The following is a 22,744-nucleotide window of genomic DNA, read 5'->3' on the forward strand; positions in this document are numbered from 1 at the left end:
TAGTGACGCCTATGGCTCGTGTCCGCCTTTGCCATGCGCTATCGAGGAGAGGTTGGTGACAAATCCGATTAGGGTGGAATTTCAGTTCGACTTCGGTAGCCCAAACGCCTACCTGGCGGAATGTCTGATTCCGGGCATCGAGAAGCGCACGGGGGCCAAGTTCGAGTACGTACCTGTTCTCCTGGGTGGAATTTATAAGGCTACCGGCAACATGTCCCCGAGCGACTCGCTTCGTGGCATCAAGAACAAGCCGGAGTATCAGGCGCTCGAGACGCAGCGGTTCATTCGCCGGCACAGCATCACGAAGTTCGACCAGAATCCGTTCTTCCCGGTCAACACACTGATGTTGATGCGTGGTGCAGTCGCGGCCCAATTTGAGAATATGTTCGATCCTTACTTCCGCGCGGCTTATCATCACATGTGGGAAGTTCCGAAGAAAATGGACGACGTGGAGGTGTTCCGTGCGGCGTTTAAATCCTCTGGCATCGACATCGATCGCTTGATCGCCCGCGCGCAGCAGGATGATGTCAAGAAGCGCCTGATTGAACTCACCAATGACGCAGTCGCCAGAGGCGCATTTGGGTCGCCTACCTTCTTTGTGGGAAGCGAAATGTTCTTCGGCAAGGACCAGCTGCGCGATGTCGAGGATGAAATCGTAAGACAGCAGGCAACAGTGGCCGGAGCCGGTTAGCCTTAAGGAAAACTCGGTCACGTGTTGGACCAAGAATATAGAGAGCAGGGAGAGTGTTATGCCGGGTCCACTGAATGGCGTGCGTGTGCTTGATTTGACCGGTGTCGTGTCCGGACCGTTTGCGACGATGTTCTTGGCAGATCAGGGAGCTGATGTCCTTAAGATTGAACCGATCTCCGGTGACATCACGCGACGCAGCCGGGCGACAATCGATAAGAAAGGCGAATTTTCAGCACTGTTCATCTCGTCGAACCGCGGCAAGCGCTCTCTTTCGATCGACGTGAAGAGCTCGGCCGGGCGAGAGGTGCTGGCCAAGCTCGTCGCGAAGGCGGACGTCCTAGTGCAGAACTTTCGTCCCGGAACGATGGAGAGGCTTGGCCTGGGGGTGGACGAGCTGCGCCTGCGTCATCCGAGGCTAATCTATGTGTCTATCAGTGGCGTCGGTGAGACGGGGCCTTATGTCAAGAAGCGGGTCTACGATCCTATCATTCAAGGTTTGTCGGGATTTGCTGACATCCAATCTCAGCCGGTTACAAATCGGCCGCAGATGATCCGCACTATCGTTTGCGACAAGACGACGGCGGTGATGACAGCGCAGGCTGTGGCTGCCGCCCTCTATGCCCGCGAAAAGACCGGACAGGGCGACCACATTCAGGTCGCGATGCTCGACACGATGATTTCCTATCTGTGGCCGGAAGGCATGATGCAATACACGGTGGTTGGCGCCGAGGCGCAGGCCGGCGATCCAAACGACCGTCCGGACCTCGTCTTCAAGACCAGCGACGGCTACATTACGTGTGGAACGATCTCGGATTCGGAGTGGCAGGGCTTCTGTCGCGCGAGTGGCGATCCGGAGCTCGCGAGCGATCCCCGCTTCGCTACACCGACCGGACGAAGCGTAAATGCGACGGCTCGGATCAACAAGATGCAAGAGTATATTGGTCAACACAGTACTGCCGAATGGCTTGAACGGCTGGATGCGGCCGATGTCCCTTGCGCTCCCATCCTGCGTCGTTCCGAAATCATCGCGAACGAGCAGGTCGTTGCGCGCGGGATCATCACCGAGTTCGATCAGCCCAGCGTCGGTAAGGTGCGGCAACCGAAGCCGGCAGCCCGCTTCACGTTGAACGAGGCGAAGATCGCCGGTCCCGCGCCCCGGATTGGTGAGCACTCCAGGGAAATCTTGCTCGAGCTAGGTTACGACGAGCAGGCGATCAAGAGCATGGTCGAGGAGAGTGCGGTCCGCCTGGCAGGTTAGGCGGACTGGGGTATCACAGGCGTGATCGGAGCAAGGGGTTCATTTGCCTTGTTGCCCAGCTGATACGCGGCGCGCTCGTGGATGCGGTCGCGATATGGGTGTGCGTTATCGCAAATTCCGACGCCGTATGCGATCGCCCAGTCAAGACAGGTCGTCAGCAGGATGTCGGCGCTGGTGAATTGGTCTCCCATCAGGTAGGTCCGCCCGTCGCGAAGCGCTGCCTCGACGTGCCGTAGCTGCTCCCGGAAGTATTCGCCCGCCTTTGCGACGACATCGGGGGCAATGCCGTATATAGGGCCAAGCGCATCCGCGCTATGACGGCGCATCACGTACAAGCTGGTGGAGTCCAGCTCGGTGACGATGAAGAAGCACCATTCAAGCCAGGCCGCATAGTCGCGCTGGCGGTCGGGGATGAGGGCGCGATCGGGTTTGGAATAAGTGCGGGATAAATAGGCTACGATCGCGGCGCTTTCTCCAATGCAAAAATCGCCGTCCCGCAGAAGCGGTACCTTCTGGCGAGGATTTAGTTTGGTGTATTCGGCAGTCTTGGTTTCCCCGGTGCGCGGGCCGATCGGCATTGTTTTGTAAGGGAGATCCAATTCGAACATCGCCCAGTGTGCGCGGACGGTGCGGCTGGTTCCAACTCCCCACAAAGTCAGGTCAGGGGCGCTCGCCATCTCACCACTTCTCCACTGAAGGACGCAGGTCCAGCTCATGAGTCCAGCCGTCTTTCGCTTGCTGGTGGACAAACCAATAGGCTTCAGCAATCGAGTTCGTCTTTGTAAGGCTATCTGGCGCGATATCCCTTGCCTCAATACCACTTCCGGCCTTCAGACGCGCCCTGATTGCGTCGCTATCGACCGCGGCGTCAATGATCAGATGGGCGACGTGGATATTCTTGGGGCCAAGTTCGCGTGCCATGGCCTGCGCAACGGCGCGCAAGCCAAATTTCGCAGCTGCGAAGGCGGCAAAGCCATACCCGCCCCGAAGGCTTGCGGTCGCGCCAGTGAACAGAATTGTTCCACGCCCGCGGCTCAACATCACGCGCGCCGCTTCGCGTCCGACCAGAAATCCCGCATAACAGGCCAGCTCCCAAGCCTTGAAGAAGAGCTTCTCGGTGGTTTCAAGCAGAGGCTTGTTGACGTTTGAGCCGGCATTGAAGAGGCAGACCTCGATCGGCCCGATGTCCCGCTCTATACGAGAGAAAAGCTCTTGAACTTCGGATTCCTTGCGGGCGTCGACACTGAAGGCCGCGATCTCGTGCCCGCCAGCCTTGAGCTCGTCAACGAGGTCCTGTGATTTGGCGGCATCACGGCGGCAAATGCAAACGTTGTAGCCGCCTTTGGCGAATCGCCGCGCAACTGCCGCACCGATGGCATCTCCCGCGCCGACGAGCACTGCCACACCACGCGTCTGAGCCATTCGTCTCCTCCCTTTAAGTTCTATTTCAGAACTAAATTAGTAGGACGGTGCCGGGTTCTTGTAAATAGCATTTGACGTAGCCTCGAACTATTAATGTCTGAGCCCAAGCGCTGTTCTCGTCACTCGAATGCGCTTGACGAGTTCTAAAATGGAACGTTTAATCGATCGAGGCATCTGAGAGGCCGGCTGAAGGCTGGCGTCGTTTCGGGGAGGTAAGGCGTGTCGGAGGCAATCGCCCAGATCCTCGCTGATCTGCCGCGCAGGCTTCATCATGTCGCGGAAAGTCAGGCCGGCCGAACCCCCGATCGTGTGGCGCTGATCGACGACCGCGGAGCATGGAGCTACCGGAACCTTGTCCTGTGCGTCGGTCGTGTCGCGGATGCTCTCACTTTGTTGGGTATTCGAAGCGGCGACCGCGTGATGATCGTCAGCGAAAACTGCATTGCGCTCGCTGGCCTGCTGTTGGCGATGAGCCGTCTGGATGCCTGGGCGATCGTCGTCGATCCAAAACTTTCGGCGCACGAAGTCGACCAGATTCGCGATCATAGCGGATCGCGGCGCATCTTCTACACAGCGGCGGTCTCGAGGGAGGCCGCACTCCACGCTGATCGCGTCGGGGCCGAGCGGCGCCTGATCGGGCCGTTTGATGAGATCGCGTTCGGCGCATTGAATGAGGATGCGGACGTTGAGCCAACCGAGGAGGGCTCAGCCGAGCAGGTTGCGGTTCTAATCTACACGTCGGAGACGACAAGCGCACCGAAGGGCGTCATGCTGACGCACGAGAACCTGCTGGTCAGTGCGAAGACCGCTGCGATCTTCCGCAAGTTGACGTCACGTGACAAGGTCTATCTCGGATTGCCCATCTCACACATCATGGGACTCTCTCTACTCACGATGGCTCTGATGATCGGCGCCACCGCGCGTCTCGTCAGCAGCTATGATCCCGCAGCGCTTTCGCGGGCGATCGCTGAAGAAGGAATTACCATCCTCGATGGAGTTCCGGCCACCTATCAGCGCCTGCTGGAGTACAAGACGCTTTCCGGAATGCGGCGGCTCGTCCCTGGTGCGCTGAGGATTATCTCCCTTGCCGACCCGCCGCTCGATCTTGCGCTGAAATCGCGCGTAGAGGCGGAGCTCGGTTTGCCCCTGTCGCACGATTACGGTGCCACCGAGTGTTCCGGGTGCATCTCAGACGGTCGGGTCGATGCGAGGCGCACCAGCGGTTCGGTGGGTGTGCTCCTCCCGGGCGTCGAAGCGCGAGTAAGGACACTTGATGGAATTCCATCGGATGCGGGAGAGGTTGGAGAGCTCCATGTGCGCGGCCGGAATGTCATGCGAGGCTACTATCGTGCACCAGAGTTGACCGCGAAGTTCATAGATAGCGAAGGTTGGTTCAACACCGGTGATCTCGCTCGTTTCGAGGGCGACCTGCTCTACATTGTCGGGCGAAGCAAGGAGATGATCGTCCGGTCCGGATTCAACGTCCGTCCGGCCGAAGTTCGGGCCGTGCTCAACTCCCATGACGAGGTCCTGCAGTCGACGGTGGTGGAGCGCGCCGCGGACGGAGAGGCCGTCGCTTTCGTGCACCTCATCCGCGGAGCCAGGGCGAGACCGTCGGATCTGATGGCGTACGTCGCGACTTTGCTTGCGCCTTACGAGTGTCCCGCGGAGGTCATCCTGTTGGACGCGATACCCGCAACGGTCAGTCAGAAGAATTGCAGTCACAAGCTTGTAAAACGAGTTGTCAAGTTGAACGGGCACGTGTTGCGCGGCTCGGCAGCATGATCCAACGAAGGGAGATGGCTTTGTCCAAGAAAAACGCAACGGTGGCCGTCATTGGTGCCGGTGATTACATCGGCGGCGAGATCGCCAAGAAGTTCGCCTCCGAGGGCTTCACGATCTTCGCCGGCCGCCGCAACGGCGACAAGCTCGCGCCGCTGGTCAAGGACATCGAGACCGCTGGCGGGGAGATCCACGCGCGCTCGCTCGATGCGCGCAATGAGCAGGACATCATCGCCTTCCTGAACGACGCCGACAAGCGCGCTCCGCTGGAGGTCTGCATCTTCAACATCGGCGCCAACGTCAATTTCCCGATCCTGGAGACCACCGAGCGGGTGTTCCGCAAGGTCTGGGAGATGGCCTGCTATTCCGGCTTCCTCGCCGGTCGCGAGGCGGCGCGGCTGATGCTGCCGCGTCGTGCGGGCAACATTTTCTTCACCGGCGCCACCGCGTCGCTCCGCGGGGGCAGCGGCTATGCCGCCTTTGCCAGCGCCAAGTTCGGCCTGCGTGCCGTGGCGCAGGCGATGGCGCGTGAGCTCGGGCCGAAGAACATTCACGTCGCGCACCTGATCATCGATTCCGGCGTCGATACCGCCTGGGTACGAGAACGGCGAGAGCAGCTCTGGGGTAAGGAGGCACTCGACAATCCCGATCTCCTGATGCCGCCGGCTTCGGTCGCCGGCGCCTATTGGCAGCTCTACCAGCAGCCGAAGAGCGCCTGGACCTTCGAATTGGAAATCCGGCCGTTCGGCGAGAAGTGGTAGGGAGCACGGCAGATGGAGTTCGCGCTATCCCCTGACGATGCGGCGTTTCGCGACGAGGTTCGCGCCTTCATCAAGGACAACTACTCGGCGGCGATGAGCGTCGACGCGGCCGCCTAAGCCAGAGAGAGACAAGCATGAGACCTGATGCAGTCATCGTTTCCACCGCGCGCACCGGCGTCGGCAAGGCTTATCGCGGCGCGCTCAACAACACCGACGGCCCGACCCTGGCCGGCCATGTGATGGCCGAGGCGGTGAAGCGCGCCGGCATTGCGCCCGGCGAGGTCGAGGACGTGGTGATGGGCTGCGCCATGCAGCAGGGCACCATGGTGATGAATGTCGCGCGCAAGGGCGCGATCCGCGCCGGGCTTCCCGTCACGGTCGCCGGCACCACCATCGACCGGCAATGCGCCTCCGGCCTGCAGGCGATCGCGGTCGCCGCGCGCTCGGTGATGCTTGATGGCGTCGAGATCGCGATCGGCGGCGGTATCGAGTCGATCAGCCTGGTGCAGAACGAGCACATGAACCGGTTCCACGCCGTCGACGACGAGCTGATGGCGATGAAGCCCGAGATGTACATGTCGATGCTGGAGACGGCGGAGGTCGTCGCCGAGCGTTACGGGATCGGCCGCGACCAGCAGGACGAATATAGCCTGGAGTGCCAGCGCCGCGTCGGCGCCGCGTTGCAGGGCGGCCGCTTCAACGACGAGATCGTGCCGATCACGACCAAGATGGCCGTGGTCAACAAGGACACCAAGGAGGTCAGCTTCCAACAGGTGACACTGGCCAAGGATGAAGGCCCGCGGCCGGACACCACGGCGGATGGCCTTTCCAAGATCAAGCCGGTGTTCGAGGGCAAGACCATCAGCGCCGGCAATGCCAGCCAGCTCTCCGACGGCGCCTCGGCCTGCGTCATCATGAGCGACAGGATCGCCGCCCAGAATGGCTTGAAGCCGCTCGGCATCTTCCGCGGCTTCGTCGCCGCCGGCGTCGAGCCGGACGAGATGGGCGTCGGCCCGGTCGCCGCGATCCCGCGGCTGTTGAAGCGACATAATCTGAAGATCGACGACATCGATCTCTGGGAGCTCAACGAGGCCTATGCGGTGCAGGTGATCTATTGCCGCGACAAGCTCGGCATCGATCCGGAGAAGCTCAACGTCAATGGCGGCTCGATCGCGATTGGCCATCCCTACGGCATGACCGGCGCGCGGCTCACCGGCCATTTGCTGATCGAGGGCCGGCGGCGCAAGGCGAAATATGGCGTGGTGACCATGTGCATCGGCGGCGGCATGGGTGCCGCGGGCCTGTTCGAAATCATCCACTGATCGGCAACGCGGGAGAGACTTGTGAAGACAGCAATCACTGAACTGTTCGGCATCCAGCATCCGATCATCCAGGGCGGCATGCACTATGTCGGCTTTGCCGAGATGGCGGCCGCGGTGTCGAACGCCGGCGGCCTCGGCATCATCACCGGGCTCACCCAGCGGACGCCGGAATTGTTGGCCAAGGAGATCGCGCGCTGCCGCGACATGACCGACAAGCCGATCGGCGTCAACCTCACCTTCCTGCCGAGCTTCACCGCGCCGCCCTATCCGGAATACATCGCCGCGATCCGCGAGGGTGGCGTGAAGGCAGTCGAGACCGCAGGCCGCAGCCCCGAACAATACATGCCGGCGCTAAAGGCGGCCGGCATCAAGGTGATCCACAAATGCACCTCGGTGCGGCATTCGCTGAAAGCCGAGAAGATCGGCTGCGACGCGGTCAGCGTCGACGGCTTCGAGTGCGGTGGCCATCCCGGCGAGGACGACATCCCGAACATGATCCTGCTGCCGCGCGCGGCGGACGAGCTGACAATCCCGTTCGTGGCCTCGGGAGGTATGGCGGACGCGCGCAGCCTGGTCGCGGCGCTGTCGATGGGCGCCGCCGGCATGAACATGGGCACGCGCTTCATCGCGACCAAGGAAGCGCCGGTTCATCCCAATGTGAAGCAGGCGCTGCTCGATGCCGACGAGCTCGACACCCGGCTGGTGATGCGCGCGCTGCGCAACACCGAGCGGGTGCTGAAGAACAAGGGCGTCGACGAGCTGCTCGAGATCGAGCGCGAGAAAGGCGCCAAGCTCAAGATCGAGGACATCCACGAGCAGGTCGCCGGCGTCTACCCCAAGGTGATGATCGACGGCGAGATGGATGCCGGCGCCTGGAGCTGCGGCATGGTGGTCGGCCTGATCCACGACATTCCGACGGTCAAGGAACTGATCGACCGCATCATGACCGAGGCCGAAGCGATCATCCGGCAGCGACTGACCGGCTTCCTCGACGGCAGGTTTGAAACGAGGCCGGCCCGCGCGGTCGCTTAAGCGAGATTGCCATGACCGAGCATGTCAAAGTCGAAATCGCCGCCGGCGTCATGACGCTGACCTTGCAGCGGCCGGAAAAGAAGAACGCGTTGACCGGCGCCATGTATGACGCGATGTCCAACGCGCTGAAGCAGGCCGAGGCGGATCCGTCCGTCCGCGTGATCCTGTTCCAGGGCGATGGCGACAGTTTCACCGCGGGCAATGATCTCGCCGATTTCGCGAGCCAAGCGCGCGGCGAGAGCGCGGTCGACAGTCCGGCGCATCGCTTCATCGAGACCGTCAGCAAGGTCGGCAAGCCGCTGGTGGCCGCGGTGCAGGGTAATGCGGTCGGCGTCGGCACCACCATGCTGCTGCATTGCGACCTGGTTTATCTCGCCGAGAACGCCCGGCTGATCACGCCGTTCGTCAATCTGGCGCTGGTGCCGGAGGCGGCCTCGAGCTGGCTGCTACCTTTGCGGATCGGGCACGCGCGAGCCTATGCGATGTTTGCGCTCGGCGAGCCGATGGATGCTGTGGGCGCGCTGGCATCCGGTCTCGCCAATGCTGTGGTGCCGCAGGCCGATGTTCGGAACAAAGCCCGTGACGCGGCAATCGCGCTGACCAAGCGGCCCGCGGGTTCGCTCAGCCTGACCAAGCAGCTGATGCGCGAGCAGCAGCGCATCGCGGCGCAGATCGCAGCGGAGGGCGTGCTGTTCAAGGAACGTCTGACGACGCCCGAGGCGCGCGAGGCCTTCGCCGCCTTCGCCGAACGGCGTCTGCCTGATTTCACCAAGCTGTCGGGCTAGTGAAACATAGCGGATTACCCTCCGCACCGTCACTCTTGGGCAATGTACGTACAGCTTACAGACCTGGGTGCAATCACCTCATCGCAACTATGCTTCACATTCATCAGTGTGGTCTTAGGTGGCAGGCTTATATCGGGGAAGGAAATGGAATGCTCTTCATTGATATTCATCCAGATTTCGCTAATGGACGGCGTGAAGCTCGAAGACGTTCAATACGGACAAGCGCTGACCTTAATATCGGTTCTGGGAGTTACGATACTTGTGAGGATACTCATGCTGCTCGTATAAAGTAAGCGCGCCATCCGCGGTCTCTGGCCACGGTATCGACGTAACGACGATGATTGCGATAGTTCGTCAGATTTCAGCGTTGATGAGCCCCGATTTGGAGGGCGCTTTGGTGCGCTTGGAATTATCGATCTCCATGTGCATGATAATTGGTGCGGTGACCTACCTGATCTTTTTCGCATCCGATTGACCGCCAGCGCCAGAATGTTTTGGGGACGAGGGGAGGAAGATCGGCTTAAAGGTCGTTGGTGGATGCGAATAGCATTCTTGACGGCTAAGCGTCGTGGCGACATCGCGAGGCCACGAGGGCTGCTTGTGATAATATGTCGATATAATACTATTAGCGTCGTGAGCCTCCGAACAAGTTCCGACATCTGCGTTAGCTGACACCCACCGCTATAGATGGACAGAGCCTTTGCACGATCAACTTCTGTTTTCTCCGTTGACAGTTGGTCCGTACCGATTGAATCACCGGGTAGCCATGGCGCCTTTGACCCGCATGCGCGCGGGGCGACCTGGTGATGTACCTCGCGCATTGAACGTCGAATACTATAGCCAGCGCGCAACTCCGGGCGGGCTCATCATTGCCGAAGGCTCGCCGATATCCGAGGCCGCAAAAGGAATGCCAGCGACGCCGGGCATCTACTCGTCGAACCAAGTAATCGGTTGGAAAAAGGTGACCGACGCTGTTCATGCCGTCGGTGGCCGGATATTTCTCCAGCTTTGGCACGTCGGTCGCATTTCGCACTCGTCCCATCAGCCGGGGGCTGCGCTTCCGGTCGCTCCGTCTGCATTGCCGCTAACGGAAATGCTTTCACAGCAACGTTTGAGCGGGTGCCGTTCGAAACGCCTAGAGCGCTCACAACATCAGAGATCTCGGGCGTGATCGACAGCTATCAGAAGGCAGCACGAAACGCACTCGAGGCGGGGTTTGATGGCGTCGAGATTCATGGAGCAAATGGCTATCTGATCGAACAGTTCCTGCAGAGCCGTACGAACGTCCGCGTCGACGCCTATGGTGGTTCGATCGCAAACCGAACCCGATTCCTACTGGAAGTGACCAGGTCTGTCGCTGAGGTCTGGGGGGCCCGACCGGGTTGGCGTACGGCTCTCGCCCTTTGGAATCGCGAACGACAGCGGGGGACGGAACCGTTGCCTCTCTACCGCTTCGCAATTCGCGAACTCGCCAGGCTCAATCTTGCCTACCTGCATTTGATTGAACCTCGTGCCAGTGGTGCAGGCCAGGCGGAAGTCGATCATAAGGATGTTCCGACGGCCTCCGGCTTGTTCCGACCCATTTGGCCCGGAGTTCTAATCGCCGCAGGTAACTATGCGCCGACTTCCGCAAACGCGGCTCTGGCGGCTGGGTGGGTCGATGCTGTCGGATTCGGCCGGCTCTTCATCTCCAACCCGGATCTGCCCGAGCGGATCCGCAAAGGCGAGCCGCTTAACGCTTACAATAGGGCCACCTTCTACGGCGGAGAGGCGGAGGGCTATACCGACTATCCGCGGTTGGGCGTTGCGACACTAGCATCGTGAGTTTGATTGAGAGATCGACCCGTGCGCCCTAGGTGGTTGAGACCGAACTGAAGGAGGCATGCTATGCGTCTATTGGTCGTAGGGGCCGGTTCAACGGGTGGCTATTTCGGCGGGAGGCTTGCTCAGGCCGGCGCCAATGTCGCATTTCTCGTCAGGCCAGCTCGTGCCCTGCAACTGCGCGAGAAAGGACTGCGGCTGAAGAGTCCTCATGGCGATGCGGTGCTCCATCCCAAGATCGTCACCGCAGGCGACATCAGCGGGTCATATGACGCGGTGCTCCTCGCGGTCAAAGGCTTCCAACTCGAATCTGCGATCGAAGAGCTAGGGCGGGCGATCGGAAAGGAAACCATGATCATTCCCGTGCTCAATGGCATGCAGCACATGGACGTCCTTGCCAAACGCTTCTCGCCCGGGAATCTGATTGGCTGCGCTTTGAAAGTGGCGACTACGCTTGAAGACGACGGAAGTATCGTCCAACTCAACCCGCTACAGGATCTCGCCTATGGCGAACTGGATGGGACAATGACGCAGCGCATCGCTGCTCTCGACAAGTTCATGCACCAGGCCTCAATCGGGGCTAGGCTGTCAGGAGTAATCCGGCGTGAGATGTGGGAGAAATGGATTCTGCTTGCATCGCTTGGCGGCGTCACCTGCCTTATGCGAGGGCCAATTGGCGAAATCGAGGCCTGCTGGGGTGGCAAGGAGTTCGTACTCTCGCTGTTGGATGAGATCGTAGGGATCGTGAGGATAACCGGTGAAGCGCCCTCGGACAGTTTTCTGGAGACAACGAAGGAGCAGCTGACCACCAAGGGATCACCGCTTGCCTCTTCGATGTTCCGCGATCTTCAACGGGGGCGGCCGATCGAGGTAGAGAATATCATCGGCGACCTCGTGCGCCGCGGTGCAGCGGCTGGTTTTGGGGCGCCGTTACTTTCGGCTGCCTACGTGAGCCTTTGCATTTACCAGAACGGGGTCGGCGAAGCTTAGGACTGTTGATCAATGCCTGCATCTTTCAATCCGGCTGTCGTCGAAAGCGCAATAGTCCGCTCGGATGGTGTGCATGGTCTTGGCGCTGCCATGGAGTATCTGTCACTAGGTCCTCCCGGACGTGGACGAATCAGCATAGCTGAGTCCCCACACTCCGGGACTAGATACCTAGGACCAATCCACATTCCGATCAGACTGACCCGCCCGGTGGCGTCCAAATCGGCGCGACCAATGTTTCAGAGTAGCTGCGCTATCGGGCACGGGCGACGGCATAGTTGGCGAGATCAGTCAGACTTCGGCCCTCGCCGTCGGGCTCGACGCCCAAATTCTCACGCAACGCACCAGTGCGGTTGACCCAAAAGGTCTCCAGTCCGAACGATTTCGCGCCCGCATAATCCCAACCGCCGGTCGCAGCGAACAGCACTTTCCCACGTTCCAGTCCGAAAGCGCGCTCGGCCATAGCGTAAGCACGTGGATCGGGTTTGTAGGCCTGCACCTGATCGGTGCTCAGCCGATGTTCGAACAATTGGGCGATCCCGGCCGCATCGCCGCTTGATTTCAGCATTGCGTCGGTCAAGTTCGATACGTACGCCAGCCGCAATCCAGCATCGCGCATGCGCCGAAGTGCCTCGGCGGAATCTGGAAATATCTTCAAATGGAAGAAAACGTCGACTATGGCTGCGATGGCTTCGGGGTCGGCTGTCAGCCCCTTAGAGGTGCAGGCGAAGCGCAGCGCATCCGCGCCCAGCTGGCGACAATCGACGTATCGCCCATTTAGCGTGCGCAGAAAGAAATAGTCGAAAAGCTTTGCCTTCCATAGCCCGGCAAGCTCCCGGCCCTTGCCGGGGAAGTGCGTCTCAGCGGCGTCGTCCAGGCTGCGCGGGTCGAAAATGGTAAAGATGTCGAAGCCAATCGCTTGAATGCGATCCGTGCTGGCGGCCTGTGCGGAAGATCTGCTCAGGGCGGCGCCAGCTATGGCGGCAAGGACGGTACGCCTCGTCTGCATAAAATGCCTCTTTGGGCTATCTTGGAACGATTAGTTCAAGTAACCTGGATCGATCAGTCCAAGATGTCAACTGGAGTTTCTGTGAGCGGAAAGCCGCAATTCGACGAAGGTGCCGTTATCAGAGCAGCAGCTGGTGTCTTCTGGCGCCACGGCTATGCTGCCGCTTCCATCAGCGATCTCACTGCGGCCACAGGGCTTTCACGCTCAAGCATTTACCAACGCTTCGGAGATAAGGAGGGCCTGTTCCTGGAAGCACTCCAGGCCCACACGGAGCGATCCTTGCTGCGAATGCACGCGGTGCAAGTTAGTTCGCCAAGAGAACGGCTTACGGCCATCCTGCGCGCGTTCCTGCCGGACCCGCTAGTGCCTGATCGCCCGCATGGCTGTCTGATAGCGCGAAGCTGCAACGAGGCCGCAGAGTTGTCTGCCGCAGGCTATGCGGCCGCAGTCGCTGCTGCCGGGAGGCAGCGTGGAGTAATTACTGATGTCTTGCGTGGCGGCATAACTGCTGGTGAGCTTGCACAAGATGCGGACGTCGACACTTTGTCGTGGTACTATTTTGGTGTGCTGCACGCATTGGTAAATTTTCCTAATGCGGGCGCCGATCGTTCCGTACTTGATCGAATGGTCGAAGTGGCTTTGACCGCCTGGCCCGAGCCCGGAGCATCTGTTTAATCGCACCACCGTTCGCGAACGTGAAGCGATAGGTCAAAGCACGTTCGCGGATTGCGTTGAGTAAATCCATTAAGGCGATGCAGCGCTCGCAGACCGGCCGCATCTGTCTGATTAGGCTGTGCTGAGAAAGCGCAGATGCAAAGTCATGGAAGCGTGACCAGTCGGAAAAATTCAGTCGCTGCAAAGTGGCCCAACCCCGACCGATTGTCGGAATGCACGATGAAGCCGCTCGACGATGCGCGCAGAATCCTCCGAGCAGGCAAACTAGGCATATGGGAAGGCAGCTATGTCGAACCGTGGCACTATCGGGCGTGCGTGCAAAGAGGGGGGAGCCAGGTCGCGTGCTCCAACGAAGGCCGCCCAATCGCGAGATTAACATGCGCGTTGCGATGACTGGTCACGACGCACGACCTATGGCGCGCGCTACAGTTTGATCCGTCTCAAGGATTTCACGTTTCGTCTCTTGCCGACGCACCGATGCGAGCGCGCGCTTGCGGATTGATTCTCGAGCGTTGGCCGTATGGCAGCCACAAGGGTGGCATTAATAACGGTAGGGGAGGCGTTGGCTGCACGGAAGTCATGAAGCGGTCGCAGCGCTACACGCTATAGCTGTATTTTAAAAGGTATAACTGTGGCGCGAACAACGCGCACATGCCTCATCCTGGAGGGATGAGGCGACGTCATCTAATCGACAGTAAGCAACTGCGGGCGCGCAATCTGCGTCGGCTGCGGCTCGAGCGCGTGGTCGCAAAATGACCCGGCTGCGGAAGCCAACGCCCGCCAGGCGATGATCGGCGCGATGGAGGTTAGCGCCGCCAATCCAACTTTAGGTTCGTTGGGCAAGGTGGTGGCGGCCCGGCGCGGCAGCGCTGTGTCGGCGAGCAAGGTCGTGCGCTCAGTCACTTAGGTTGCACTTTTTGTCGGGTCGGCCCCAACCGGCTTGCTCGCAGCGGGCGGTTCGTGGCGGATAGTTTGCTCGCTTTGGTTGCTTAGGTTGAGAACCGGATCTATCCTGCTAAAGCGAGGGGATTTGCGGGGGTATCGTCGTGTCAGCGATGGTGATCTGCCGGTTCGCGAGTACTAAGCAACTCAGTAGGGGGAATGTGAGGTCCGATGTTTGAAAAATCCAAGTATCGATTTCGCTTGTGGTTGCTTCAGAACAAGCGGGATAGGTCGCCAAGTCCATTGACGCGAAGGTCAAGGAGTCCGTTCGCAAAAAAAAGGGAGCCGTCATATTCGCGGCGCTATCCGAGACGGTGCGCAGATGGACTTCGACGATTTCGATGAAGACATCAACCTCATCACGACTCGCTATTACGTATCAACGGCTATTCGGAGATTCGTTGAATACTACGAGATGAAGGATCGTGGACTATCTCAGCGGGTGCTGAATGACATAGATCGGCGCAATGTTCGCAGTTAGGACCTGACTAGCAGTCTCAAAGAGTTACTGCTTGCAGCTTGTCGGTGACATCAAGGACACCGGTTGCTTTCCAGATATCTTCGTGCAGAAGGAATTTGTGGCTGTTGGTATGCGCTATGAACTTGGCGCCGGCTTCCACGATCGCAGAACGATCTGCATTGGTGAATATGCATGCAGCTGAAAGACGAAGCACCGTCTCAAGCCAGAATCTGCGGACAGCTTTTTGACTAGTATGAATCTCAATGTTAGTTCTTTTTCAGAACTATGGGAAATTGCGAGGGCGTATGGCTGAGATAATGGTGCTCGCTGAAATGGCCGGGCGAATCTTGGACGTCAGTGTGAGCGAGGGCGACCAGATCCGAGCCGGTCAGGAAATAGCACTCATTGAAGCGATGAAGGTGGAAATCCCATTGACGAGTCCCGTTACGGGCATCGTCGCGCGCATTCTTTGCCAGCCGGACCAGACGGTGAATGAGGACGAGCCACTGGTTGTCGTGAAGAGCCAATGGGCATCGTGAAAAGCAGTTGAATTCGGAGATCGTCCAATGACTCGCGATATACCTTGGCAGGAGCGGGCCGCGGAAATTGATGAGCGACGTCGCCTCGCCAATGTGCAAGGGGGAGAGGAGGCGATCAGAAAGCAGTGTGCAAAAGGCAAGCTCACCATTCGCGAGCGCATCCTGGGGGTCCTCGACGCTGAGTCCTTTAATGAAGTTGGGCCGATCGCCGGTGCGAGTCAACGGGACGAAAATGGCAAGCTCATTTTCACCCCGGCAAACTTCGTGCTCGGTATCGGTCGTATCAATGGCCGGCACTGTGTGGTTGGCGGTGAAGATTTTACCATGGGCGCGGGCTCCCCGAACCCTGCCGGCCTACGAAAAAGCATCTTCACTGAAGACTTGGCTCTACATTACCGGTTGCCGCTGGTGAGGCTGCATGAAGGCTCTGGCGCCAGTATCACTGGTAGCGGTGGGAAGAATGCACACACGCTGCGCGAACCGGTCTATCTGACCGATGCCTTCATCAGGATCGTCAACGGCCATCCAAACAGCAAGATCGATGAGCTGCTTCGATGGCCTATTGCCGTCACGACCTCAAAGCCGTGGCCTGAGAACGACGCTTACGCCCGACCACGCCGGGGCCGTTCTATTTCTTGGGCTGGTGTCCGGTCTCTCCGGGCGCACGCCTACGGGCTCTCCGTGAGCGGGCGCTAGCCGCGCGGATATGATCTTGATCTCGGCAGACATCCCACTTTCCATATCAGCCGCAGAAAACCTTTCATGCCGTCCGCCGATTGGATCGGCCTTTCCCGCGGCGTCGCCGCGATCTTTGATGACGAGTTCGAGGAGGATCGAGCCGTTTCGCCGTTTCCGCCACCGGTTGAGGCGCGGGTTCGTTGATTGGCGGCACGCCGACTGACTGAAGCGGCGATCTTCGGGCCGCGACCGCCGTTTCGAGCGCGGCCAGGAATTGCCGCCCGTCCTGTGTGATTTCCCAACCGGCCGCATCGCGAAGGACGAACTTGGCCGAAAAGATGTTTAGGTCCGGAGCATGTTGAGCCAGCCGCCTCATGCGATCGGTCCAGTCCTTGCCACTGTTCATGAGGATTTCGACTGCATGTCGAATTTCGACAACGGAAGCCCGCCCGGTAGGCTGACCGGCCAGAACTTTCAGAACAGTCAGCTGGAAGGACACCCCAGATCTCCGGCGTGGCTGAGTGTGCAGTTTCCGCTGCAATGGGATCAGGCAAATGCACGCGGCGTCAATAACATGGCGAGGTTAACCTCAACTTTCTCGGCTAATCGTCCGTGCCGTACTTCTTCATTTTTGATTTAGATGCCAGTCAGAGCGGATATCAGCAGGGCGATGTCGCAAGTGGTGGGCAGCGGCACTGCAGCCAAGGCCTCCATTCTTGACCAATATTCTCCTAAGTTCCTCGCCACAATTGACTGACCTCGTTCGACGCATTTGCTCAAGGGCGGAGCGCGTTCTGGCGATGGCGAGGACGTACGCAAGCGCTGGCCGTCATACGCCCGGTAGTCGAGCGAAACACAGTCGCCTTCGGCATAAGATCGTCAATGCGCGAGACGGCGACAGCCTTGCTGGTGAGCCCTTGCTGCCCGCACCGAAGCAAACTGGCCGAAGGTCGCGCAAGCCGAGACGGCTTAGGCGCTTTTGGCGCCGGGCCACGCGACTACCTGTCCAGACATGACGAGACGGTCGCGCCCGCTGTCTTTGGCGGCGTACAGCGCGCGATCGGCGGCCGCCACCAGGGAGCCGCAGTCCAGCGCAGCCTGCGAAGGCATGTTGGTCGCGCCGCCGATGCTCACCGTGACGATCTTGGACGGCGGGTTCAGTGCGTGCAGCATGCCAAGGTCGCGCAGTGCCTGCCGCACGTTTTCAGCAACGAATTCGCAGCCCTCCGCGTCCGTATTCGGCAAAATCAACGCGAACTCTTCGCCGCCGTAGCGCGCTGCGAGATCGGCCGGCCGGCGAACCTGGCCGGAGAGGATCCGAGCCAGCGCGCGCAGGCAGGCGTCCCCGGCCTGATGGCCGTACTGGTCATTGAACTTCTTGAAGTGATCGACGTCCAGCAGCAGCAACGAGAGGGGGGTGCCATCGCGCTTCGCGCGCGCCCATTCGTCTGCGAGGCGGTCGTCGAAATGGCGACGATTGGCGAGCGCAGTCAGGCCATCGGACGTAGCGAGCGCCGAGAGCTTGTCCTGCAGGTCCTTCTGCTCGGTCATATCACGCGAGATCGCCACGACGCCGTCGATCTCATGGGTTTTCGAAGACCTGGTGACCCGCAGCGCCGTTTCCAGCCAGATCTCCTTCTTCTCGCGATGGCTAGCCCGATAGATGATGCGCGCCTCCTCTGCCTCTCCAGCCTTCAGTGCCGCCACGACCTGCTCCACGCGTGGACGGTCGTCCGAATTGACGCCCGCGAGGGCGTGAGCTCCCAGCAGCCTCGCCGGCTCCCGACCGAGGGTGCGGGCACATGACGGGGAGGCGTAGAGGATCTGTTCGTCCAGACCGATGCGCATCACCACGTCGCTGCACTGCTCGGCGATTAGGCGGAAATCCCCCTCCTTGGCGACGAGGGCGGCCGCCATGCGCTGGGCCGCTGAGAGATAGCGAACCAGGAAAAAGCCGATCAAGGCCATCGACAGGGTGAGCGCGGTGACGATGCCGAGGCGCGTCAGCGCCTGATGGCGCCATGGGGCGAGGACATCCATCTTTGCCTTAGTCGCCAGCACCACGATCGGATACCGGTTGCTCTTCCGGTAAAAGCTCAGCCGCTCGACTCCGTCCAGCGAAGACTGGAATTTGTAAGTACCCGCGTCCGGACGCTGGCCAATGGTCCGGAACAAGAGCGAACCTGACATGTCGCGCCCGACATAGCTGCCGCTCTCGTCGTTGCTTCTGGCGAGCATGGTGCCGTCGATGCTCAACAGCGAGAGTGCGCCGTTGGGCCCGATGTCGAAAAGCCGGTAGAACTGCGTGAAGAAGCCAACATCGATGCTCGTCAAGACGACGCCGGCGAAGGTGCCGTCGGGGTGATTGAAGCGGCGCGTCGCGGTGATGATCCACTGTCCCCCGGACCGGCTCTTCACCGGTTTACCGATCAGCGTCGCACGGTCCGCGGAGGCGCGATGGTGCTGGAAGTAGTCGCGATCGCTGTTGTTGAGATGAACGAGATCCACATTTTCGGTCGTCGCGAGCCAACGGCCGGTCTCGTCATAGACGAAGATGCCGCGGATGCGCTCCCGGTTGTACTTGCGGGATTGTAGGAACCTTTGGACCTTCTCGAGCGCGGCCGGGCTCGTTCCCCCGACCTCCATACGGTCGACCATTCCTGCCAGGATGGTGTCGGCGAGCTCGAACGTGTCTTCGGCATGTTGCGTCAGCGACTGGGCCAGATTGGCCATGTCGACGTCGGCGTTGCGCAGTTCGACTTGGCGAGCCTCCCATTCCCGCCATCCACTGAGCGCCAGAATAGCCATGCAGGCAAACGCCACGAATGCTGCCGCCCAAAATGGCAAGCGAGCTTTCTCGACCTCGCGGCGGTTGTTTGGCATCCGACCTGGCTCCATTGGTGCAAGGTCCTATTCAGGCCTTAACGGCGGGTTCGCGACCGCTCTAGGACGCCCCGACCGGATACTCCTTGCTTCACTATGGTGTCTGCAATCTTACACGGCAGGGTGATCGACCGTTTCCCAAGAGCATCGGCGGGCGAGATCTGGTGCAAGCTAAGACGCTTTCGCGGCGATCGAGCGGCCAATTCTGCTTAGGAAAGCGCGCCAGAACCGGGGAGGCGGCACAGATGCTAGAATGGCTGACTGCGCCAACGGCCGTGGGAATGAAGCCTGGGGCACCAGTCCGATCCTCAAAGACGGTTAAAATACTAGGCTAACTCCTTTTCCGCGGGTGCGGTTTAAAGGTGCGGCTAAGCATCGGGCATTACTCCAACGGCTTTTGGCTGAGGCACAGCGTTTCGCTGCAGTCGGCGGCTTGCGCAACAGGAAGCCCTGATCCTCGAGCTTGAAGATGCGGCGGATGCCAAGAAGGTGCTCAACAAGCTAGGAACGAGACAAAAGCCCAATGCCGACGCGCGTCAAGCGCATCATGAGTAAGGGGTTTCAAGGACTCCCAAGAGACGCCGGCTCAAACAGGCCTACCATCATTGCAAACGCTGTCGGTCAAGACCGTGACGAATCGCTAACGCCGTTGCATTCAAGAAACTCGAAATTGGGCATCCTGGCAGCATCCCACCCCAGTCACATCAGATACGAAGCGCCCCCAAGAGCCTGAGCTGAGCAAATCTAGCTTCGAGTTTCCAGCGACACGCCCAGAATGAACGCCTTACGATGCCACTCGATTTCGAAACTGCGCAACCTGTCCAAACGCACCCAAGCCAAGCACGGGAAAGTTTTCGCGGATCGTCTGCGCTACATAACTCGGCGCGAGGTGAGCATAGTGCTTTTCGGTCATTCGCGTGTCTGCATGGCCAAGTTGCTTAGCGATTACGGCCATCGGAACTCCTGCCATGGCAAGATAGGACGCGTGCGTGTGCCGTAAAATGTGAAAGTTCACTGCGGGGGCTATTCCGGCCAGATCACTGGCCTCATCCAGTGGCCGCTGTTGGTGAGAAGTGCCCCACGGCCTTCCGTCGCACCTCAAGAAAATCCGAGCGCCCAGTTCGAGGTCGGCCGTCCAGTGCCGAAACGCCAGCTTTCCTTCGTCCGTCAGGAAGACATGACGGTCCTTCCCCTTACTTAGCCTGACGGACAAAGTGCCGCTCTCGTGGTTGTAGTCTTCGCGCTTGAGGCGGCCGAGCTCCGCGTAGCGGCAGCCTGTATATAGCGCCGCTTCAACCAGCTTGCGGAAATCCTGAGGGCAAGCCTCAACCAAGCGACGTACTTCACTCAGAGCGAGATACCGAACGACCGGCCCATCGACGTTCTTGAACGGCTTGACTTTGCGCCAGGCGGTGTCTGACGAGACGCGATCTGCATAAAATGCTCGATTGAGCGCCGCCTTGAGCACCGTGAGAATCCGGTTGGCGGTCGCCTTCCGGCAGCGGCGCGCGTCATCGTCGTCAGCTGTCTGTCGCGTGGCCGGCTCCCGCGAGGTGCGTTTCGTGCGGACGCGCCTTGGCGCTGTCGCGATCTTGTTGCGCCAGCGAACGAGCTTCTCAGCCGTGAGGTCCTCGATCTCGAGTGAGCCAAGATCGGGTAGAATCCAGGCATCAAACACGTATTTCGCGCCTTTGACGGCTGTAGGCTTTTTCTCAGCCGCAATTTCCGCCAAATAGTCCTTGACGGCGTCGTCGACCGTGTACGGCCCGGTACGCACAATCCCCGCCGCAACAAGACGCTGCTGCTCAGCCCAAACGCGGGATTGGCTTTGCGCCTGCCAAAAGTCAAAGACAGTCACTTCATCTGCGTCGATGGTATCGTCGGCCGCGCCGATTGCCTTCGTCACATAACCTTTGGAACCACAATAGAAGCTCGCAACCCAAGATCCTGAGGTCGCGCCACGGTAATAGCCGAGGCGCAGTCCCTTCGCGATTTTGGCGAAGTAGGGCGTCCGTCGGGTCTTCAGTCTCGCGCGGGCAGTCCGCGTTTCAAGCGACGAGTGCCGCGCCGAGCGCGCCATCGGCGTTCTCCATTTCTTCAAGTTTTCTTCAAACGGCGGTCGAAGATGCTGGCGAATAGTACTAAACGTGTACGAACTAAGCAATTGATATTGTTTGTGTTATTGACGTTCGCCGACGTTCGCCAAAGTGCGAGATGCAATTCTCTCAAGGCTGAAACAGGGGTTCGATTCCCCTAGGGAGCGCCACCAGTCAAGCAAAAATCAGTTATCACATCGAGTTAGCTCGGTTGGCTGGCTAACCTATGTGGGGCGTTAGCCAGCATCTGTTCGGGCTATGTGCTGAAGTCCAATCGAAATCTTGAGGGCTTATCCCCACGGCCTGGAAGGAAGGCTCGGAGATCTGGTCAGCTTCAATCCGACCGTGAAGGATGCGCCCAGCGATCAGAGCTTCGTTCTGAGGCTGCCGCCTTGCGCCTTGGTGGTTAAGTCGGCTGGCGAGACAATCCGTGACGATCCACGGTCCTCGATGGCGGCCGCATAGAATAAGCTTAGCAAAGCCACGACGTACCTCTCGCCGGTCAAGTGTGATCTTCACGTCGAAAGGTATCCCCTCCAGTGCGTCTCCGACACGATGCTAATCGGCAAGCCGCTGTCGCGCCATTCGCAAGCCTTCATGATCTTGTTCCCGAAGGACGAGTGTTTCCAAGAGTCGGTCGCATAGATGCCAATAACTAGAACCGTTGTTTTCTGTGTGAGGCTGCCGACTTCGGCGCCCAAATTCTCGACCACGCGCTCGCACTCCTTGCGGCAGCCAAAGTTGAACGTGCCTGTGAAGCAGTACCGTTGACCTGCAAACGTCAATGGTGGCTCCGGATCATTCAAGGGGAGGGACGTTGATTTGAGAATCTCGCCCAAGCCGCCAATATCGCGATTTGAAAACTGATTCAGTGTGTCGAGCAGCTCGGCTTTCTCGTTGTCGTCGACGATCCCGTCGCTCAACATTTCCGTGACGCGCTTGTAGAGCACCCGCACAACCGGTTGGTCGCTTATGTGAAGATTGGCAGCTAGCCATTTTTGCAGGAACTCCACTTCCGCCTGGTTGATTTGATTGTCTGCGACGAGGCCTCGTGCAATGCCGACTAATTCGTCGATCTGCCTAGAGCCAATTCTGTCACCACCGACGCGGTTGTAGAATTCGTCGCCGCTGCCTGCCGCCATTGGAAAACTCCTCAAGCGATCAGTATCGCGGCGTCCGATGGCCAGCCGCGCCCGTGTACGGATTAGTGTTACCGCTCGCGCTAAAATTGTCGCGCTGGGTGCCGTTCGGATTGGTCGCGACGTAGGGCTGCACGTAAGTGCCGTTGCTTCTGGTGTACCCGGACGAAGTGTGCGTGTACGGATTTGTCCATTGCGCCTGCGCGGCCGTTCCGGCGAGCATCATACTGCCGATCAAAATGAGCTTCTTCATGGTTAGCCTCCCCAGCTTATTGTTAGACGGTCGCTTAGATCACGGCGCCATGCCCATACGCAACCACTGGTTAATACGGGATGTCGATGCGACTAGGGTTTAATCGGTGCCAGCCACGCAGAAGCGTTGGGTTGTGCGGCGCTCATGAGATATGGTCTCGAATTCCAGTTCGGCGAGAATACGAAGACGACTAGGTCGAGGTGCTTCGG

General features: G+C 59.6%; 23 protein-coding genes. 14 read left to right on the plus strand and 9 right to left on the minus strand.

Annotation, left to right across the window (positions count from 1 at the left end):
* Positions 1 to 55 precede the first annotated feature (55 nt).
* Positions 56 to 691: a DsbA family protein gene (locus tag ACVIW0_RS10805; RefSeq protein ID WP_461352308.1), complete on the plus strand. Its 636-nt coding sequence runs from the start codon at positions 56 to 58 to the stop codon at positions 689 to 691.
* Positions 692 to 749: 58 nt separating this feature from the next.
* On the plus strand, positions 750 to 1,949 hold the full coding sequence (locus ACVIW0_RS10810; RefSeq protein ID WP_461352309.1) for a CaiB/BaiF CoA transferase family protein: 1,200 nt from the start codon (positions 750 to 752) through the stop codon (positions 1,947 to 1,949).
* Here the strand turns inward: ACVIW0_RS10810 and ACVIW0_RS10815 are convergent.
* Together ACVIW0_RS10815 and ACVIW0_RS10820 are read right to left on the minus strand one after the other, a co-directional pair.
* On the minus strand, positions 1,946 to 2,626 hold the full coding sequence (locus ACVIW0_RS10815) for a glutathione S-transferase family protein (protein WP_461352310.1): 681 nt from the start codon (positions 2,624 to 2,626) through the stop codon (positions 1,946 to 1,948). The two genes, ACVIW0_RS10810 and ACVIW0_RS10815, sit on opposite strands and share 4 nt — an antisense overlap.
* 1 nt (position 2,627) lies before the next feature.
* Positions 2,628 to 3,371, minus strand: a complete 744-nt coding sequence (locus tag ACVIW0_RS10820) for an SDR family NAD(P)-dependent oxidoreductase (protein WP_461352311.1) — start codon at positions 3,369 to 3,371, stop codon at positions 2,628 to 2,630.
* Positions 3,372 to 3,590: 219 nt separating this feature from the next.
* Between ACVIW0_RS10820 and ACVIW0_RS10825 the strand changes: the two genes are divergently transcribed.
* The 8 genes from ACVIW0_RS10825 to ACVIW0_RS10860 all read left to right on the plus strand — a co-directional run bounded on the left by ACVIW0_RS10825 (position 3,591) and on the right by ACVIW0_RS10860 (position 11,864).
* Positions 3,591 to 5,156, plus strand: coding sequence for a class I adenylate-forming enzyme family protein (locus ACVIW0_RS10825; RefSeq protein ID WP_461352312.1), 1,566 nt, complete (start codon positions 3,591 to 3,593; stop codon positions 5,154 to 5,156).
* Positions 5,157 to 5,176: 20 nt separating this feature from the next.
* Entirely contained in the window at positions 5,177 to 5,914 is a 738-nt protein-coding gene (locus ACVIW0_RS10830; protein ID WP_461352313.1) for an SDR family oxidoreductase, read from the plus strand.
* A gap of 134 nt (positions 5,915 to 6,048) precedes the next feature.
* A complete protein-coding gene (locus tag ACVIW0_RS10835) occupies positions 6,049 to 7,236 on the plus strand; it encodes an acetyl-CoA C-acyltransferase (protein ID WP_461352314.1) in 1,188 nt (395 codons plus the stop codon).
* A gap of 21 nt (positions 7,237 to 7,257) precedes the next feature.
* Positions 7,258 to 8,268, plus strand: a complete 1,011-nt coding sequence (locus ACVIW0_RS10840; protein ID WP_461352315.1) for an NAD(P)H-dependent flavin oxidoreductase — start codon at positions 7,258 to 7,260, stop codon at positions 8,266 to 8,268.
* Positions 8,269 to 8,279: 11 nt separating this feature from the next.
* Entirely contained in the window at positions 8,280 to 9,053 is a 774-nt protein-coding gene (locus ACVIW0_RS10845) for an enoyl-CoA hydratase-related protein (RefSeq protein ID WP_461352316.1), read from the plus strand.
* A gap of 766 nt (positions 9,054 to 9,819) precedes the next feature.
* Positions 9,820 to 10,224 (plus strand): oxidoreductase, encoded by a 405-nt coding sequence (locus ACVIW0_RS10850; RefSeq protein ID WP_461357294.1) that lies wholly within the window; start codon positions 9,820 to 9,822, stop codon positions 10,222 to 10,224.
* Positions 10,221 to 10,877 carry an oxidoreductase gene (locus ACVIW0_RS10855; protein ID WP_461352317.1) on the plus strand — a complete coding sequence of 219 codons (657 nt, stop codon included), beginning with the start codon at positions 10,221 to 10,223 and terminating at the stop codon, positions 10,875 to 10,877. Before ACVIW0_RS10850 ends, ACVIW0_RS10855 begins: the two co-directional genes overlap by 4 nt.
* A 63-nt stretch (positions 10,878 to 10,940) precedes the next feature.
* Positions 10,941 to 11,864 carry a ketopantoate reductase family protein gene (locus ACVIW0_RS10860; RefSeq protein WP_461352318.1) on the plus strand — a complete coding sequence of 308 codons (924 nt, stop codon included), beginning with the start codon at positions 10,941 to 10,943 and terminating at the stop codon, positions 11,862 to 11,864.
* A gap of 250 nt (positions 11,865 to 12,114) precedes the next feature.
* Here ACVIW0_RS10860 and ACVIW0_RS10865 read toward each other — a convergent pair whose 3' ends face one another.
* Positions 12,115 to 12,870 carry a haloacid dehalogenase type II gene (locus ACVIW0_RS10865; protein ID WP_461352319.1) on the minus strand — a complete coding sequence of 252 codons (756 nt, stop codon included), beginning with the start codon at positions 12,868 to 12,870 and terminating at the stop codon, positions 12,115 to 12,117.
* 81 nt (positions 12,871 to 12,951) lie between these two features.
* On the opposite strand from ACVIW0_RS10865, the gene ACVIW0_RS10870 reads away from it, so the two are divergent.
* A complete protein-coding gene (locus tag ACVIW0_RS10870; protein ID WP_461352320.1) occupies positions 12,952 to 13,545 on the plus strand; it encodes a TetR/AcrR family transcriptional regulator in 594 nt (197 codons plus the stop codon).
* A gap of 684 nt (positions 13,546 to 14,229) precedes the next feature.
* On the opposite strand, the gene ACVIW0_RS10875 is transcribed toward ACVIW0_RS10870, so the two are convergent.
* Positions 14,230 to 14,448: a hypothetical protein gene (locus tag ACVIW0_RS10875; RefSeq protein WP_461352321.1), complete on the minus strand. Its 219-nt coding sequence runs from the start codon at positions 14,446 to 14,448 to the stop codon at positions 14,230 to 14,232.
* 551 nt (positions 14,449 to 14,999) lie between these two features.
* Between ACVIW0_RS10875 and ACVIW0_RS10880 the strand changes: the two genes are divergently transcribed.
* From ACVIW0_RS10880 to ACVIW0_RS10890, 3 genes are all read left to right on the plus strand, one after another.
* Positions 15,000 to 15,149, plus strand: a complete 150-nt coding sequence (locus tag ACVIW0_RS10880; protein ID WP_461352322.1) for a hypothetical protein — start codon at positions 15,000 to 15,002, stop codon at positions 15,147 to 15,149.
* A gap of 103 nt (positions 15,150 to 15,252) precedes the next feature.
* On the plus strand, positions 15,253 to 15,486 hold the full coding sequence (locus tag ACVIW0_RS10885; protein WP_461352323.1) for an acyl-CoA carboxylase biotin carboxyl carrier protein subunit: 234 nt from the start codon (positions 15,253 to 15,255) through the stop codon (positions 15,484 to 15,486).
* Between the two features lie 27 nt (positions 15,487 to 15,513).
* Positions 15,514 to 16,182: a transposase domain-containing protein gene (locus ACVIW0_RS10890; RefSeq protein ID WP_461352324.1), complete on the plus strand. Its 669-nt coding sequence runs from the start codon at positions 15,514 to 15,516 to the stop codon at positions 16,180 to 16,182.
* Positions 16,183 to 16,246: 64 nt separating this feature from the next.
* Here ACVIW0_RS10890 and ACVIW0_RS10895 read toward each other — a convergent pair whose 3' ends face one another.
* The 5 genes from ACVIW0_RS10895 to ACVIW0_RS10915 form a co-directional block, all read right to left on the minus strand.
* The gene (locus tag ACVIW0_RS10895) at positions 16,247 to 16,663 is read right to left on the minus strand and encodes a hypothetical protein (RefSeq protein ID WP_461352325.1); all 417 of its coding nucleotides are present in this window, start codon (positions 16,661 to 16,663) and stop codon (positions 16,247 to 16,249) included.
* A 470-nt stretch (positions 16,664 to 17,133) separates the two neighbouring features.
* Complete coding sequence (locus ACVIW0_RS10900) at positions 17,134 to 19,047, minus strand: diguanylate cyclase (protein WP_461352326.1); 1,914 nt, start codon at positions 19,045 to 19,047, stop codon at positions 17,134 to 17,136.
* Between the two features lie 784 nt (positions 19,048 to 19,831).
* The gene (locus tag ACVIW0_RS10905; protein ID WP_461352327.1) at positions 19,832 to 21,127 is read right to left on the minus strand and encodes a tyrosine-type recombinase/integrase; all 1,296 of its coding nucleotides are present in this window, start codon (positions 21,125 to 21,127) and stop codon (positions 19,832 to 19,834) included.
* Between the two features lie 531 nt (positions 21,128 to 21,658).
* Positions 21,659 to 22,285: a BRCT domain-containing protein gene (locus tag ACVIW0_RS10910; RefSeq protein ID WP_461352328.1), complete on the minus strand. Its 627-nt coding sequence runs from the start codon at positions 22,283 to 22,285 to the stop codon at positions 21,659 to 21,661.
* A gap of 19 nt (positions 22,286 to 22,304) precedes the next feature.
* A complete protein-coding gene (locus ACVIW0_RS10915; protein WP_461352329.1) occupies positions 22,305 to 22,535 on the minus strand; it encodes a hypothetical protein in 231 nt (76 codons plus the stop codon).
* Between the last annotated feature and the right edge of the window lie 209 nt (positions 22,536 to 22,744).

The sequence above is a fragment of the Bradyrhizobium sp. USDA 4454 genome (genome assembly GCF_054822705.1).